The organism is Haliscomenobacter sp. (assembly GCF_040403615.1).
Lineage (GTDB): Bacteria > Bacteroidota > Bacteroidia > Chitinophagales > Saprospiraceae > Haliscomenobacter.
Genome location: NZ_JBBAKG010000037.1, coordinates 19,357 through 35,971, shown reverse-complemented (window position 1 = coordinate 35,971; position 16,615 = coordinate 19,357). Strand labels below are relative to the sequence as shown.

Genomic DNA, 16,615 nt, shown 5'->3' with positions numbered 1-16,615 from the left:
GTTTTAGCCCATACAAACCAAGTCCATTATGAGAACCTCCATCAGCGCTTTATTACTCTATTGCAGCGTGTTGCATTTCGTGCAGGGGCAGTCCAAAGCGCCCCAACTTCCGCCCACCGAGGCCAGCGAATACATCACCGTTGTTCAAAAACAAACTTTCAAGTATTTCTGGGATTTTGCCCACCCCGTTTCAGGTTTAGCTGCGGAACGCAACGCTACCCCCAATATTGTCACCAGCGGTGGCAGTGGCTTCGGAATCATGTCCATCGTGGTGGGTACCTATCGCGGCTGGATTACCCGCCCCCAAGCTGTAGAGCGCATGCTCAAAATCACGCGATTCCTGGAAAAGGCCGAGCGATTTCATGGTGCCTGGTCGCACTGGCTCGATGGGACTACCGGTAAAGTGGTGCCCTTTGGGAAATACGACAACGGAGGCGACCTCGTGGAAACGTCTTACCTCATCAACGGTCTGCTGGTAGCAAGGGCTTATTTTGACCAAAATAACCCTGCCGAACTAGAGTTGCGTACCCGCATCACCCGCCTTTGGGAAGGGGTAGAATGGAATTGGTACGTTCACAACGGACTGCTGCATTGGCATTGGAGCGCCAATTACGAATGGAAAATGAACCACCCGATTGGGGGCTACAATGAATGTTTCATCACCTACATTCTGGCCATGGCCTCCCCTACTCACCCGATCACGCGGCAGGTGTATGAGGATACCTGGAAAAAACACGAGGCTGATCATTTTGTGAATGGCAAAGATTACCTGGGGTATAAGCTACCTTTGGGTTTTGACTGGGGTGGGCCATTGTTTTTTGCCCACTATTCTTACCTGAGTCTGGATCCCCGTTGGATGGAAGACGAACACACCAATTACTGGACGCTCAACCTCAACCAAACCTTGATCAACCGCGCTCACTGTATTGAACGGGCGCCCAATGCCTACGGTTACTCAGAGCGCAATTGGGGCCTTACCGCTAGCGATGACCACAATTTTTATGGCGCGCATCAACCTACAGAAGACAATGGCACTATTTCTCCTACTGCTGCGCTGTCTTCTTTTCCGTATACTCCTTATTATTCCTACCAAGCATTGATGTACCTGTACCGCACGCAAGGCAACCGCCTGTTTGGTGAATTGGGATTTTTTGATGCCTACAATACCAAAGAAAACTGGTACTCCAACCAATACCTGGCCATTGACCAAGGCCCCATTGTAGTCATGATCGAAAATTACCGTTCTGGGTTGGTCTGGAAATTGGGGGCAAAAGTCAAAGAAATGCAAGATGCCCTGCTCAAAATGGGCATCAAACGCCCAGATTATTCAACCGGATTTTACATGTATACTCCAGAAGTAAAGAGTGGAATGGTGCACCTGATGAAGCACGCCGATGAAGGCCGTTACATTCTGGACTTTTTCGTAAATGGGTCTGAGCCGCTGAGCATCGGCTTAACGAACAAAAAAACCAATCAGGTTCAGGTTTTGGCTGATAAAAAAATCTTCTCTTCCGGCGCACAGCAACTGCGTTTTGATGCCGACTACGGGGATTATGTGGTGACTCTTACGCAAGGCAATAAAGAAATCAAGCTCAATCTGGGAATGCGGTAGTTTTTTAAGTGCTGGTTCTTTGAAAATAGCGTGCAGAATTATAAACCATCTTTTCTGCACGCTGTTTTTCTAACATGAAAATTATCGAAAAATACCAATTACAAAGCGCAGACATCGACCGAATCATCGAGATGGCCTGGGAAGATAGGACTCCCTTTGACGCCATCACCCTGCAATTTGGCCTTAGTGAAAAAGAGGTCATCGAGTTGATGAAGTTTGAAATGCATCCCCGCAACTGGAAAAAATGGCGCGCCAGAGTCCAAGGCCGATCAACCAAACATGCCGCCAAGCGTGACAACGAAGTACTCCGCTTCAAATCCAACCTCCAGCGCACCATAACTGGAAATCGCATCAGCAAACGATAGGTCAAAACAGCCCAATTATCGGTTGATGTTTCCTTTTTGCCTCTTCTCTGCTCCCTTTCTATCGATCATCTTTCCGAATTGCCGAACAAAGCAGCCGAATCATCGAATGCTCTGATCTGGCATTTTATTTCACCGTTTCTTTGTACCAAGAATGACGCAAAAAATTACTTCCCGATTTTTGAGAGGCTTTTGAACAGGAAGCTCACTTGAAATGAAACGTTCAACTTCCTATTCAAAATCCAAAATCGGGAAGTTAATTTTTCTGCGTTACTAAGAAATCAAGCAGCCAAAACCATGCTGCAAACCGACTCACACATGAAAAAGTTAAGTACACTTTTACCACTTTTTATTGCCCTTTTTTGGACAGTAACCACGTTTGGCCAACAAAATCCTCCTCCTGGTGGCAGTAGGCCACCGATGCCCACTACCACAGCACCAGCGTTGAACAGTGCGCCCAAAGGAAACAATAAAATTTCCGGCATTGTAATGGATTCACTCAGCAAGCAAGCAGTAGAGTTTGCTACAGTTGCCTTGTACCCGAAGAATTCCAAAGATCCAATTGATGGAACAACGACCGATGACAAAGGAAAATTCAACCTCAACGGTCTAGCCGCAGGTGATTATGTACTGACTGTTTCCTTTATCGGTTACAAAGACAAATCAATTGCGGAGTTTCGGCTCAACAAAAATGATGATAAAAACCTGGGTACAATTAACCTCGCTCAAAGCGTAAGTACGCTCAAAGAAGTGGAAATTGTAGGAACGACTAGCCTGATCGAAGAAAAGGTAGACCGCACCGTTTATAACGCGGAAAAAGACCAGACGACCAAAGGTGGAGATGCTTCTGAAGTACTGCGTCGAGTCCCCCAACTTTCGGTGGATCTCGAAGGCAATGTTTCTCTGCGCGGAAGCTCCAACGTAAGGGTTTTGATCAACAACAAACCATCTACCATCATGGCGGCCAGTGTAGCAGATGCACTGAAGCAGATCCCTGCCGACATGATCAAAACGGTAGAAGTGATCACTTCGCCTTCAGCACGTTATGATGCGGAAGGCTCAGGTGGCATCATCAACATCATTACCAAAAAGAATACGCTGCAAGGGCTTACCCTAAACGTAGATATCGCTGGCGGCAATCGCAGCTCAAACATGGGCTTGAACGGCAGCTATCGCAAAGGCAAAATGGGCTTTAATTTGGGAGGGCACGGACGTGTTTTTTACAATCCGTCCCTCTCTTCCTTCGATCAAAAAACCATCGGAACCAGCAGCACCATTCGGACGCTCCAGAACGTAGATGCATTTGACAATGGCGCATTTGGTTTTTACAACCTGGCCTGGGACTTGGACCTGCCCAAGAATCAATCTTTGACCGCCAATGCCCGCTTGGGTGTACGCAACATGAACCGCAGCCAAGACCTCAATACTTCGTTGTATGAAAATCTACTACTCAAGTCTTCATCGTTCCGTCAGGTTGACAGCCGCGACAATTCTGGATCGGTCGATTTCAACATCGATTACCTGCGTACTTTCAAGCCGCGAAAGGAATGGAGCATCTCTTCTCAATACAGCCGCAACAAGTTGATCAACAACTACGATTCTGATCTCTTTTCTCAGGATGAATTGACGATCCTCAACAGCCAACGCAACATCAACAACAACCGCAACCAGGAAATTACCATTCAAACCGATTATCAAACCCCAATTGGTGATCGTCAAATGGTAGAAATAGGAGGTAAAAGCATCATTCGTTTGGTAAACAGCGATTACAGTTACCTATTGGCCGATGGCAATTCTGAAAACTATGTGCTTGATTCTCGCCGTCCTTCTGGAGCGCTAGATTATCAACAAAATGTGGCAGCAGGATATGCATCTTACACCCTGCAAACCAAAAACAAATATACCTTCAAAGTGGGCAGCCGCTACGAATATACCGGAATCAATGCCAAGACGGCTGAAAACGGAGACATCAACATTCCAGCATACAGCAACTTTGTACCCAGTGTAAACGTATCCAAAAACCTGAAAAGCGGTTTCATCATCAAAGGGGGCTACAACCGCCGCATCCAAAGACCTGGATTGCAACAATTGAACCCCAACTTCAACGCCGCAAATCCACAAAACATCACCGTAGGTAACCCAAATCTGAGACCAGAATTAACCGACAACTTCGAATTGGGTTTGAGTGGCAGCATCAAAAAAACTTACGTCAATTTATCGGTATTCCGCCGCATCACCAACAATGCCATTTCTCAAATTCGCAAACCCTCTGATACACTCGTTGGAGCTGTAATTACTACCTATCAAAACGTAGGCGTACAAAGAGCCTGGGGCACCAATGTATTCGGCAACTTCCAGATCACTCCAAAATGGAGCGTTAACGGCGGAGTAGACATCATCTATGCCTTTATGGAAGGCAGAACAACTGGTTTGAATGGCCTATCAGAAATTGTAAACAACAGCGGGATCAACATCAATGGACGTTTGATGACGCAATTGACCTTGCCAAAAGGTTGGGGAATCCAGGGATTCAGCTTTATGCGTGGCTCTCAGGTACAACTGCAAGGCCGTCAGGCTGGTTTCGGAATGTACGCTTTGAGCGTGCGCAAAGATTTCAAGAATAAGAAAGGAAGCATTGGTTTGGGCGCTGAAAACTTCTTGACCAAAGGCATTCGGATGAAAACAGAATTGTCTTCACCAACTTTTACCCAAATAAACGACATTCAGCTTTTGAATCGGGGTATTCGCCTGAATTTCAGTTACCGAATTGGTAAAATGACCTTCGATGCTCCTAAGAAAAAGGCCAAGTCTGTTGAAAACGATGACGTTAAAAGCGGAGACGACAACAATGGTGGTGGAGGAATGCAGGGTGGAGGCAACCGAAATGGTCGACAATAAACAACGCAGAAAAATTAACTTCCCGATTTTTTGCGTCATACTAAGTATTGATAGTATTGGTTAAATAAGATTGATTTTAGGAGGGGAAAGCAAATTGCTTTCCCCAACCTAAATCTCTAATAATCAATTATTTCACTTCAATTCAATGTTTTTCAGATGAAAAAAATATTGTTTTTTGTACTTCCTGCCAAAGCACTATAGTTTGGATTGAAGAAAGTTTAGCACTCACTAAACGCGAATGCTAAACTTTTGTAATTTTATGACTTCCTTCTACGTCTATAATCGGATGAGATTCCCTTTTAGATTCCTTTATTGATCATTCATAAAATCAAGTTTCAATGAAACAATTGACTTTTCTCCTCCTTTGTGCCGCTTTTATCGGCTTGTCTTTCACGAATCCAGCCAGCAACGCGGTGGTTGTTTACAAAGTAGATGCTGCTACAAGTACCGTAAAATGGACTGCTTCTAAAGTTACTGGCAAACACTTCGGCAAAGTAACCATCAAAAGTGGTGCGCTCGAAATGAACAAAACCAAATTGGTAAAAGCCAGTTTTGAGGTTGATATGACTACACTTACCGTAGAAGATGGCGGTGGCAATGAGCGTTTGCGCGGTCACTTGATGGCGGATGATTTCTTTGGTACTGCAAAGTTCCCAAGTGCCTCCTTTGTAACCACCAAAGTTACAGCAAAAGACAAATTGGGCAATTTCACCGTTGCTGGCAATATGACCATCAAGGGCATCACCAAAGCCATTACTTTTGATGCCAAAGTAAAGACTGAAGGCAGCAAATCTGTGGGTACAGCGGTAATCAAATTGGATCGCACCGATTACGACATCAAATTCCGCTCTGGCAAGTTTTTCCCTGATTTGGGCGACAAGCTGATCTACGATGAGTTTGAACTGGAAGTAAGCTTGGTAGCTGCGAAGTAAGTAATCAGCTATCAGCATTAAGCAATCAGCTTTCAGCTATGAGCTATGAGCAGTCAGCTATCAGCAATCAGCAACTTTACGCGTTAATCTGCTGATTGCTGATAGCTGACTGCTCATAGCTGATAGCTGACTGCTCATAGCTGATAGCTCAAATCACCTTCCCCAAATGGTAGCAAGTCCTGCACCTCGGTTCGTACACATTTTTCTCTCCCAGTACTACCGTAGCTTCTTCTTCCGATAAGCGATAAGAATGGGTGGCCAAATTGCCACAATGCGGGCAAATCGCATGCACTTTGGTGATGTACTCCGCTATAGCCAGCAAATTGGGCATCGGCCCGAACGGCGCACCGCGAAAATCCATATCCAATCCAGCCACAATCACCCGAATGCCACGCATGGCCAATTTCTCGCAATTCCGGGGCAGTTCCATGTCAAAAAACTGCGCTTCATCCACCGCTACCACACTTACGCCATCCGAAAGCACCAACAATTGGTCGGAATGTTCAATTGGCGTGGAATGAATGGAATTGGCATCGTGCGACACCACCTTGGCATCGTCGTAGCGGGTATCTACTTTGGGTTTGAATATCTCTACTTTTTGATTGGCAATCTTCGCCCTGCGTAAGCGTCGTATCAACTCTTCCGTTTTTCCAGAAAACATCGAGCCGCAAATGACCTCTATCCAGCCGCTGCGGTGTCCTTTAAAATGTGGCTCAAGAAACATTGGTCTTGTTTTTTCGGTGGTATTGGCAGAAAAATAACCAATATATCTTTAATCGACCAATGGGAATAAATTTTTAAATAAATTACTCCGTTTACGCTCCCCCCAAGCGATCCAACCAAAGATTCAACTTCCGGGCTTCAGTTTCAGGTAAATCACCAAAAATTGCATCCAATTCGCCCATTTTTTCGTCAATATCTGTTAGCACTTGTATGCCTTCATTGGTGAGTTTCAGGTTGACCCGACGAGAGTCGATCGTGCAAGGTTCTTTGGAAACTAACCCTTTGGCTACCAAACGATCCACCAGGCGAGAGGTGTCTGCACTTTTATCCAACAGCAAGTCCCGCAGGTCATTGGTACTGAATGCCCCTACCCGCACTACCTTCATTTGCCCCCGCAATACCCGCAGGGCATTAAATTGCTGTTGGGTAATGTCGAATGGATCAAGGATAAGGTTGACTTCATGCCTCAACCAACCACTTACCCGCAACAGGTTGGAGCGCAAATGATGGTACTCGTTTTGAAAATTCCCTTGCATGGTTGTCCCAATTGGTGAAACCGCTAAGATCGATGTTTTAAACACTTTTTGCAAGATTATTTGAGTCGTTGCTCGCTTCAAGTGCAGATCCAATGCTCCATTCTCCTTCAATAATCCGGTGAATGTAACAGCGATCGGCCTGGCGCAACAATTCCTGGCGCTGCTCTTCGGTAAGGTCACCTTCAATGTCAATTTTGACACTGACGTGGGTGTGCAATGATCCATCCTTCCGCTCAAATTTCATTTCCAGTTCAGCTTCAACATTGCCAATTTCCCAGCCATTTTTCCGGGCAATGAACCGTACTGTCGAAACTTTGCAGGCGCCCAAACCAGAAAGGATCAAATCTTCCGGGCTAAACCCCAGATCGGTACCTTTTGATGCAACAGGCTCATCTCCAAGGATCGCATGTTTGCCATTGGAAATAAGCGTTTGAAACCCTACTGGAAGGTTTTTTAATGAAATTTTGGTTGCCATATGAAGGATTTTAATGTGTTTCGGTGTCGTAAACATCGTTTGATGGAACAAATATCAATGTTTAAAACATCAATGTCAAGAACTTTGATAACTTTTTTTCAAAAAAATGATCTTCGAAACATAATTTATTGAAGATCATTTTTTTAGGTTCGAATTAAAAAATTATTTAGAGAATCCACTTCTTCCCTACCACTACAATCACTGAATTGCCATAGAACACGTAAGGTGCAAAAGAGGTATTTTCATTGTCGGCATCGCTCAAACTAAACATACTCATGGTAGGGTCTCCATCGCTGAACAGGTGATCGCTCAGGTAGCGGATCAATTTGGCCAGGGTGCGGGTGCGGGCATCAAGAGCTTTGCCTTCAGGGTCTTGTTCCATATACGCATCTGCTTTAAGGAACAAGTTGCGGAAAAATGCAGGGAATTTTCGGCGGGTTTGTTGCTCGCTTTGGCGGTAGATAGATAAAGCATCCCAGTAGTAATCATTGAGTTCCAGGTATTGAGCATCTTCAGGCCACAGGTTTTTTACGGCATTGAACAATTCTTCGACGTTGCCCACCCGTACAAATTGATAGGGCATCAGCCCCAAATTTTCAGGGCGGTCGTAAATCTCGAGGTAGTTCACAAAGCCTGGACCGGCAAGTGCTTCACCGAATTGGCGTTCGGTGGCCAGTACGGCCTCCAGTTCTTCTTTCAGGTTTTGATTGGTAAAAGTGTGCGGCGGCAATTCGAATCCGCCAAGGGAAAATTTAGGTTGATCGTTCATTGGAATGCTTTTTTACAAAGAAACGATTTCATGCTGCTTTTTGACTAAAAGTCAGGTTAAGGATTGGTAAAATTTGTTTTTCCAAATCCACATGAGCGATTTTTAGAAAAAATACAGCCATTACCTTGATGCATACAATTTTGACTTGAAGATTTATTACTTTTCGGTACAAAACCCAACTCAACGATTGTACATGGAACAGCACTCAAGCGAAAACGCACTTAGTCCATCAGAACGATCTTATTTGATCAATTTACTGAATGAAACCCTATCCATTTATAACCGGGTTACCGAGGGGTTATCTGAAGCCCAATTGGCCTACAAATCTGACCCCAACCGTTGGTCAATTGTCGATGTAATGGAGCACATTGCCATTGTTGAAATAAACATATTCGCTTTTATCGAGAAATCGTTGGGAAAATCTACCGATCCCTCACGGCGCGACGAAATCCAGGTAACGGATAAACAGATCGTCGGAATAATCACCAATCGCAATGGCAAAGTCGAAGCACCAGAGCCAGTTCGCCCTTCTGGGAAATATTCGGATGCTCAATCTGCTCGTGAGGCCTTTCATAACCATCAAACCAAAGTAATAGATTTTGTTCAAACCACCCCTGCTGATCTTCGCCACCGGTACTGGAGGCATTTGGTAGTTGGCTTGGTAGACTTGTATCAAGCCATTGTTTTGACCACTGCGCATACCCAGCGGCACTTGCTTCAAATTGAAGAAATTAAGCAAAGCGTGGGCTATCCAAAATCGTAGATTGATCAAAAGGGTTTCAGCGGTTTTTGAAACCATTTTGATTCCCTTTGTCTACAAATTGAATTTTAGTTCGCGAGTTCTATTATTTTACCTCTTTATTAAAACCATTTAAAACCTGGATAAAGCGTATGAAAAAACTATCCATTTGCTTGCTGCTGGTACTGGCAGCAGCCTTCAACCTGTACAGTCAGGATGCACCCAATCCAACTATCAATACCGCCATCCGTAAACATGGCCTCGAAAAAAGTAAGGTGATGGACATCGCCTCCTGGGTATGCGACGTGTATGGCCCTCGCCTTACTGGCTCACCTATGTTGGACAAAGCAACCGACTGGGCGCAAAAGTCACTCAAAGAATGGGGAATGAGCAACGTTCACCTCGAAGCCTGGGGGCCGTTTGGCCGCGGCTGGGAATTCACTCACTTTGCGATGCATGCCACTGCTCCCAATTATTTCCCCATTATTGGATACCCCAAAGCCTGGTCACCATCCACCAAAGGCGTAGTATCTGGAGAAGTGATCTACCTGAAAGCCGATGATGAAGAGGATTTAAAGGCATTCAAAGGCAAACTCAAAGGCAAGTTTGTATTCCTGGATACCATTCGTACCGTAAAAGAGCCGTTTGAGGCCCCCGCTGCCCGATTGAATGCTCAGGAATTGTTGGACATGGCAAATTCTCCCGCTCCAGCCCGCCGCCCTGATCGCGATTTCAACCGCTTGGGTGGCTTAACTTTTAATCAAAAACTCTTCAAATTTATCGCAGACGAAGAACCCCTGGCCGTGATCGACCGCGGTTTTAAAGGCGATTTGGGTACAGTGTTTGTCACTGGCGCCCGGGCTGTGGAAGGCCGCGTGCAAGACGCAACAGCTAAAGTAATTCCTCAGGCGACCATCGCGGTTGAACACTACAACCGCATCTTCAGATTGGTGCAAAAAGGCATTCCCGTTACCTTGTCGATGGATCTCAAAGCCAATTACACCAACCCCGACGGTATGGAGCACAACATCATCGCAGAAATTCCCGGTACCGACCTCAAGGACGAAATCGTCATGTTGGGGGCGCACTTTGACTCTTGGCACGCTGGAACTGGCGCTACCGACAACGGTGCTGGCTCTTCGGTCATGATGGAAGCTGTGCGGATATTGCTCGAAACGATCAAGGAAACCGGCATTAAGCCCCGCCGTACCATCCGTTTGGCACTGTGGACGGGTGAAGAACAAGGCTTATTGGGTTCCAGAGGTTACGTCAAAGACCACTTTGCCAATGCTGGGCCTGATGGCACTATTCAAAGCATCAAAGAGGGCGAGCAGAGCAAAATTTCAGGGTATTTCAACCTCGACAATGGTACAGGAAAAGTGCGCGGGGTATTCTTGCAAGGCAACGCTGCGGTATCTCCGATTTTCCGCGCCTGGTTGGATCCGTTCAAAGACCTGGGCGCTGCTACCCTGACTTTACAAAACACCGGAGGTACCGACCACCTGGCTTTCGATGCTGCAGGAATCCCTGGATTCCAGTTTATCCAGGAGCCAATTGCTTATTCTACTCGCACCCACCACTCGAATATGGACAACATCGATCACTTGGTGGAAGACGATCTCAAGCAAGCAGCTACAGTGATTGCTTCGTTTGTGATGCATACCGCCATGCGCGATGAGAAGTTACCGAGGAAGGTTACGGAATTGAAGGCGGGGAGTAATTGATAAAAACAAAATGCGCCGCAAGGTTACCCGTTTATTTCTAAACCTTGTAGCGCATTTTTCAACAAAAAACCCTAAATTCAAGCAGAAATTGACGACAAATGAACATGAGGATCGCAACATGGGTACTTTTTCTGCTCTCTCCACTCTTTTCTTTCGGCCAAACGGTAGAGCGGGTCAATCAAAAAATTGAACGTTTTCAAAAAAGATTTCCGCAAGAGAAGCTCTTTGTGCAAACCGACAAGCCTTATTACGCATTGGGCGAAACCATCTGGTTCAAAGCCTGGCTGACCGAAGCTCGCCGATTAATGCCCTCTAACCTGAGCAATACTTTTTACGTAGACCTCCTCAATCCTGATGGTCAAGTAGTGGCTACCCGCAACCTCAAGGCCGAAGCTGGAAGTGCCCATGCCGACATCCTCATTTTGCCGCAATGGCCTCAAGGACGCTATCAAATCCGCGCCTATACCCAGTACATGCGGAATTTTGATCCGGCATTAATTTTCCAAAAAGAGTTGCTGATCTGGAATACCGAATTGCCGTATGCAACACCTGCCCCACGTCAGGATTTTACCTTGCAATTTGCGCCAGAGGGAGGTGACATCGTTGTAGGTCTGCCTTGTAGAATTGGCATCAAAGCTGTTGATCAAAGTGGCAATGGCATCGATGTCAGTGGAAAAATTGTCAACGACCTGGGCGGCGTGATGACCAATTTTAAAACCCAACGGTTTGGACTAGGCATGTTTGAATTGCAACCTCGTCCTGACCGGAAATATTTCGCTGAACTGGAATACCAGGGCAAAATCTTGCGCAAAGAATTGCCTGTGGTACAGCCTCAAGGCTACACGCTGAAGGTTTTTCGACCTGCTCGTGAATTCGTGCAGGTTGTGGCACGAACCACAGCTCCAGGTGGACTCAAAGGTGCTTTTATGCTGGGACAAATGCGGGGCGAAGTGTTTTGGTCGCAGGCCTGCCAGGCTGGAACCGACGAACAGTGGAAAATGCCCATCGATTCATTGCCTGAAGGGGTAGCGCAGTTTACTTTATTTTCAGCAAGTGGCCAGCCCCTTTGTGAGCGTTTGATTTTTATTGAAAATCCATTGGTTACGCATAGCGCCAGTTTGAAAATAATCAGTGGCAGCCCCGCGCTTCCACATCAAAAAATCAATCTTGCTTTTGAGCTAAAAGATGCCAAAAACAACCCGGTCAAGGGCAGTTTTGCGGCAACGGTTACCGATCAGGCGGCAGTGCAATGGATGCCTTACGGATCAGACATTAGATCGTATCTCTTGTTGCAATCCGATGTACGCGGGAGAGTTGAAAATCCAGTCTATTTTTTTGACAAAGCGAATAGCGATCGGTATCAGCTTTTGGACATCCTGCTGATGACTCAAGGGTGGCGGCGTTTTACCTGGAAAGAAGTACTGACGGATACGCTTCCCGATCTCACTTATGCTTCTGAAAAACAAGGATTTCTGCTGACTGGAAAAATCACCAAAGCCAACCAAATAGATCAACTTTCTACAGCAGATTTAATGTTGAGCATCAATGGTCCAAAACCAGTAATCATGCCCTATTCCGTAGAAGCGGATGGCCGATTTGCCTATGCCATTGATTTAGCTGACACTACCTCCATTCTGCTTCAGGCTTCCAAACCCAAGTCGGCTCAAAAAGGAGCTAAATCCAAAAAGAAAAACGAGCTCGTTGTCGAAGACTATGGATTCAGCATCTGGATGGACAAGCCCGATGCTTTCCCTTTGAAAGAAGCCGAACACAATACCGTGGATATGGCAGCGCCCAACATTCAGACCTTTGTAAACCACAGTCGACAAATGATCAAAGCAGACACGGGCAAACTCCTGATCGCGCCCAATCCACTGGCTACGGCCACCATCAAAACCCGGCGCAAAGAAGCACCACTGCCCAATGGGGTTCCCAGTTTGCCATATGGCACCCCTCAACACCGCATCATCATGGATTCGTTGCCTTATTTGCCCAATACGAGTTCTTCCTTTGATTTGATCACCACCCAGGTTTCGGGCGTACGGCGCAACGGAAGTTCACTCAATATTCGCGGAGCGGCATCCTTTGTTGCCGATGACAAACCGCTGTATTTGGTTGATGGATCCGAAGTGGGCGAAGCCCAGGCCGCTTCCGTTCGGCTTGGTGAAATTGCCTTCATCGATGTGCTCAAAAACGCCGATGAAGCCGCCATTTATGGTTCAAGAGGGGCCAATGGGGTGGTTTCGATTTATACCCGCCGCGATGGATCCGTTGGAAGAAGCAGTAATGATGCGGGAAAAGAAGCAGGTACTCAAGGCAAAGGGAGCCTTTCCTCGAAACACCCTGGCTACTACCATGCCCGTCAATTTTATGCCCCAACTTATGACAGCCCTAATTCCAAACTGGATTTACGCACGACCTTACACTGGCAACCTGTACTGAATTTCAACGAATTGGGTCAGTCTACTTTCGGCTTTTTCACCGCTGACAAACCAACTGGTTTTGACGTCATTGTGCAAGGAATCAGTGAGAAGGGCTATCCTATCATGGTGAAACTTTCCCTACCAGGAAATACCAAGTAGTGGGCCAAGTTGTTGCATGCTTTTGTACAAGAAAAATGCACAGGATTGTGTCTTGCCGAAGCTTGTACAGCATTGCTAAACAGCCCATATGCGGAACATGAGATCATGTTGCGTTTTTATTCCAAAGATCGCTTGTTTTCAATGGAAGCCCGAGCGCTTTGGATAGAACCTGATCTGACAGCGATTGGCTGTTGAAACACCCTACTGACATTTTTATTTCACGGTAAATGATGTACAGATTTTTCTGCGTGAAATCTGTGGTTTAATCTGCGTGAAATCTGTGTGAAATAAAAATGTCCAGTAGCTCTCTTCAACACTATGCATGATCCAACTCCAAGTATACCGGGCAGTGATCCGAATGTTCCGCTTCGTTCATTTGTCGGGCTGAAATCAGGTTGTGACGAAGATTGTCACTCACCGACTGGTAATCGATCCGCCAGCCTTTGTTGTTTTTGCGCGCACCTGCCCGGAAGCTCCACCAACTGTATTCTATCTTGTCGGGATTGAGATGGCGAAACGCATCGGTAAATCCACTGTTAAACCACTTGCTGAGCCACTCCCGTTCCTCTGGCAAAAATCCAGATGATTTCTTGTTGCCTTTGGGATCGTGGATGTCGCGCTCGGTATGAGCGATGTTGTAATCACCAACAATGATCAGGTTGGAACGCTCTTTACGCAATTCCTGCACCCATTGGAAAAAATCATCCAAAAAAATCATCTTGAAATCCTGACGGATATCACCAGTGGTACCCGAAGGGAAATAGCAATTCAGAATGGTGAGGTCGCCAAAATCGCTGCGCAAAATGCGGCCTTCGTCGTCATACTTTGAAATGCCACATCCGGCAATGACCTGATCGGGTTCGCGCTTGCTCAAGGTGGCCACGCCACTGTAGCCTTTCTTTTGGGCAGAATGCCAATGGGCGTGGTAACCCAGGTCTGCAATGCCCGAGAGGTCAACTTGCTCTTGACTGGCTTTGGTTTCTTGTAAGCAAATGATGTCGAACTGGTGTTCGCGTACCCAGTCGGCCCAGCCTTTGGTGAGGGCAGAACGGATGCCGTTGAGGTTGTAGGTGACGAGTTTTAAAGGCATGGTTATTGGTTTTTCTGCGGATGTAGCCTTGTTTTTTACGAATGAATTCGTGTTTTCTTTACGAATTTATTCGTGTTTTTTCCCACGAATAAATTCGTGGGATGGGGCGCAGGTGGCCTCCCACGACTGAAGTCGTGGATTGGCTAGCCGTAAAGTTCGGTGATGATGTGGCGTTTGTCGTAGCCTAGCTTCTCGGTCAGGTTTAAGACGGCCTCATCCACCATGTTTTGCCAGCCACAAAGATAAAATTTTAGGTCAGAACGGAGAGTTCCGTATTCGTTCAGGTAAAAAGAATGTACGTATCCCGATTGGACGTCAAAGGGAAAATTGGCAGGATTTAGGTCTGGTTCGCGCGACAAGGCTACGGAGTAATGGAAGTTTGGCAGTTGTTTTTGGAGTTCCAAAAATTCGGATTGGTAAAGGATACCTTCCGCCTGGCGCGTACCAAAAATCAGGTGCAATTTGCGATGGGGGGTGTTTTCTTGAGCGATGTGTTGCAACATACTTCGGAAAGGGGCAATGCCAGTTCCGGTACACACCATCACCATGTCGTGATCGATGTTTTCTGGCAGTACAAATGTACCATCCGGGCCTTTAAAACGCAGGGTTGACCCTATGGTGATGTGTTCGAAAAGATATTCGGTGGCTTTGCCTCCGTCCAGGCGTACAATGCAAAATTCCAGTTGATTGTTTCTGGCAGGGGCACTAGCGATGGAGTAGCTGCGCCAGCGCTGCAGGCGTTTTTCGCCAATGGGCAAATCCATGGTCACAAACTGGCCTGCTTTGAATTGAAACACTTCAAGTTCTGGAATTTCCACCCAAAATCGACGGGTATTGGGGCTTACAGATTGTATGTTGATGACCTTGGCATCGTACCAGGTTGTCGGCATGGTTCAAGTTTTTGTTTGCACAAGAATAACCAACCAGAGTGGGTTCTGGTTTAATCAAAGCACCATCTCTGCGTACGGCAGCACAACATCAAACCCTTTTGCATGAAAATACACCTTCGTTTCAGCGGCTTCCCTGTTGCTGGTGGCAAGCACAAAATCACCGCCCCAGGCGCCGAGGGATTTTATTTGTCCCCAAAAATCGGCAAACCACAACTCTTGAGCCCGAGGCAGGCTCAAAGTCTTGGCAACCAAAGTCTCATGGTGAATAATGTTTGATTCAAAAGCATCCAAATCGGGGCTATCCAAAAAATCATGGGTCAATTGACTCACTGCTTCAATGGTTTCGGGTGCAATTTGCCCCAAAGCCCGGTAGCGTTGAATGCCTTCTCTACTGTTTTGCTTTTTTCCCAAATAGACAAAATAAAGCTGCTCCGCAAAAGCAGGTTGAAACTGGACGGGCTGCGCTGTTTTGTTTTGGTACAAAATCGGCCCCGTGGCCTGCGCACAAGCCAAATCGTAACCCGAGCCGCCAAAGGTGGTTTCCAATAATTGGTACGGATTCACTTCAGTCAGATCTGCCAAAAAACTGATCAGCGTAGAACTACTGCCTAGTCCCCAATGGCGGGAAAACTCCAAATGCGATTGAATGTTGCATCCCGACAATGCCTCAGTGGAAAGAGTGGAATGGAGAAAAGCTTGCCGCAAGATCTGTTGCAAGCGCAGGGCTACTTCCGTTTGATTGCTTTGGATCACCTCCAGATCAGGAATAGCATACGTGGCGCTGAACCAGCAGTTGCCATCCCTATCGTAACTTTCCCAGGTCAAGCCTGTATTGTTACTTTCCAGAATCTCAAATCTTTGTCCCAATTTGGTGGGCAAAGCCAAGGCCAATGCGCCATCCAGCACAAAATACTCTCCGGTAAGCAATAGTTTCCCCTGAGCGCGATATCTTTTGCCGATGAATGATGACATTGCCAATGCTTGTGAAAAGATTACAAGGTACTCATTGCTGTTTTAGGCTGCGCTTCAGCACGCCGATCCAGGAATTCGCGCACCGCAGAAAACGACACGACCCGATCCTGAAAATACACTTCCGCCGCAATGCAATCCTCGGATTTTCCACCCAAGTGGTTGAGAATGTTCATCAAGTGCATTTTCATGTGCCCTTTTTGAATGCCCGTTGTGACCAGTGAACGCACAGCTGCAAAATTTTGCGCCAACCCGGTAGCGGCAATAATCGACATCAACTCAGGGGCAGAAGGTTGCCCCAGCACCTCAAGCGA

General features: G+C 46.5%; 15 protein-coding genes. 7 read left to right on the top strand and 8 right to left on the bottom strand.

Annotated elements, in window-relative coordinates; translation table 11 throughout:
* The first annotated feature begins 28 nt into the window (after positions 1-28).
* The 4 genes from ABW391_RS13875 to ABW391_RS13860 all read left to right on the top strand — a co-directional run bounded on the left by ABW391_RS13875 (position 29) and on the right by ABW391_RS13860 (position 5,804).
* Positions 29-1,612, top strand: coding sequence for a glucoamylase family protein (locus tag ABW391_RS13875; protein WP_353482480.1), 1,584 nt, complete (start codon positions 29-31; stop codon positions 1,610-1,612).
* A gap of 74 nt (positions 1,613-1,686) precedes the next feature.
* On the top strand, positions 1,687-1,977 hold the full coding sequence (locus tag ABW391_RS13870; RefSeq protein WP_353482479.1) for a TIGR03643 family protein: 291 nt from the start codon (positions 1,687-1,689) through the stop codon (positions 1,975-1,977).
* A 315-nt stretch (positions 1,978-2,292) separates the two neighbouring features.
* A complete protein-coding gene (locus ABW391_RS13865; protein WP_353482478.1) occupies positions 2,293-4,872 on the top strand; it encodes a TonB-dependent receptor in 2,580 nt (859 codons plus the stop codon).
* 338 nt (positions 4,873-5,210) lie between these two features.
* A complete protein-coding gene (locus ABW391_RS13860) occupies positions 5,211-5,804 on the top strand; it encodes a YceI family protein (protein ID WP_353482477.1) in 594 nt (197 codons plus the stop codon).
* A 148-nt stretch (positions 5,805-5,952) separates the two neighbouring features.
* On the opposite strand, the gene ABW391_RS13855 is transcribed toward ABW391_RS13860, so the two are convergent.
* The 4 genes from ABW391_RS13855 to ABW391_RS13840 all read right to left on the bottom strand — a co-directional run bounded on the left by ABW391_RS13855 (position 5,953) and on the right by ABW391_RS13840 (position 8,307).
* Positions 5,953-6,528 (bottom strand): thymidine kinase, encoded by a 576-nt coding sequence (locus tag ABW391_RS13855; RefSeq protein WP_353482476.1) that lies wholly within the window; start codon positions 6,526-6,528, stop codon positions 5,953-5,955.
* Between the two features lie 91 nt (positions 6,529-6,619).
* Positions 6,620-7,063, bottom strand: coding sequence for a MarR family winged helix-turn-helix transcriptional regulator (locus ABW391_RS13850; RefSeq protein WP_353482475.1), 444 nt, complete (start codon positions 7,061-7,063; stop codon positions 6,620-6,622).
* Positions 7,064-7,100: 37 nt separating this feature from the next.
* Entirely contained in the window at positions 7,101-7,538 is a 438-nt protein-coding gene (locus tag ABW391_RS13845) for an OsmC family protein (protein WP_353482474.1), read from the bottom strand.
* Between the two features lie 166 nt (positions 7,539-7,704).
* Positions 7,705-8,307 (bottom strand): hypothetical protein, encoded by a 603-nt coding sequence (locus ABW391_RS13840; RefSeq protein ID WP_353482473.1) that lies wholly within the window; start codon positions 8,305-8,307, stop codon positions 7,705-7,707.
* Positions 8,308-8,500: 193 nt separating this feature from the next.
* On the opposite strand from ABW391_RS13840, the gene ABW391_RS13835 reads away from it, so the two are divergent.
* The 3 genes from ABW391_RS13835 (at position 8,501) to ABW391_RS13825 (ending at position 13,352) form a co-directional block, all read left to right on the top strand.
* Positions 8,501-9,070, top strand: a complete 570-nt coding sequence (locus tag ABW391_RS13835; RefSeq protein WP_353482472.1) for a DinB family protein — start codon at positions 8,501-8,503, stop codon at positions 9,068-9,070.
* Between the two features lie 128 nt (positions 9,071-9,198).
* Positions 9,199-10,770, top strand: coding sequence for a M20/M25/M40 family metallo-hydrolase (locus ABW391_RS13830; RefSeq protein WP_353482471.1), 1,572 nt, complete (start codon positions 9,199-9,201; stop codon positions 10,768-10,770).
* A gap of 104 nt (positions 10,771-10,874) precedes the next feature.
* Positions 10,875-13,352: a TonB-dependent receptor plug domain-containing protein gene (locus tag ABW391_RS13825; protein WP_353482470.1), complete on the top strand. Its 2,478-nt coding sequence runs from the start codon at positions 10,875-10,877 to the stop codon at positions 13,350-13,352.
* Positions 13,353-13,668: 316 nt separating this feature from the next.
* Here ABW391_RS13825 and ABW391_RS13820 read toward each other — a convergent pair whose 3' ends face one another.
* The 4 genes from ABW391_RS13820 to ABW391_RS13805 all read right to left on the bottom strand — a co-directional run.
* Positions 13,669-14,442: an exodeoxyribonuclease III gene (locus tag ABW391_RS13820; protein ID WP_353482469.1), complete on the bottom strand. Its 774-nt coding sequence runs from the start codon at positions 14,440-14,442 to the stop codon at positions 13,669-13,671.
* A 143-nt stretch (positions 14,443-14,585) separates the two neighbouring features.
* On the bottom strand, positions 14,586-15,332 hold the full coding sequence (locus ABW391_RS13815; protein WP_353482468.1) for a ferredoxin--NADP reductase: 747 nt from the start codon (positions 15,330-15,332) through the stop codon (positions 14,586-14,588).
* 54 nt (positions 15,333-15,386) lie between these two features.
* Complete coding sequence (locus ABW391_RS13810) at positions 15,387-16,304, bottom strand: GYDIA family GHMP kinase (protein ID WP_353482467.1); 918 nt, start codon at positions 16,302-16,304, stop codon at positions 15,387-15,389.
* A gap of 20 nt (positions 16,305-16,324) precedes the next feature.
* The coding region (locus ABW391_RS13805) for a hydroxymethylglutaryl-coenzyme A reductase family protein (protein WP_502916326.1) at positions 16,325-16,615 on the bottom strand (291 nt) is incomplete at its 5' end.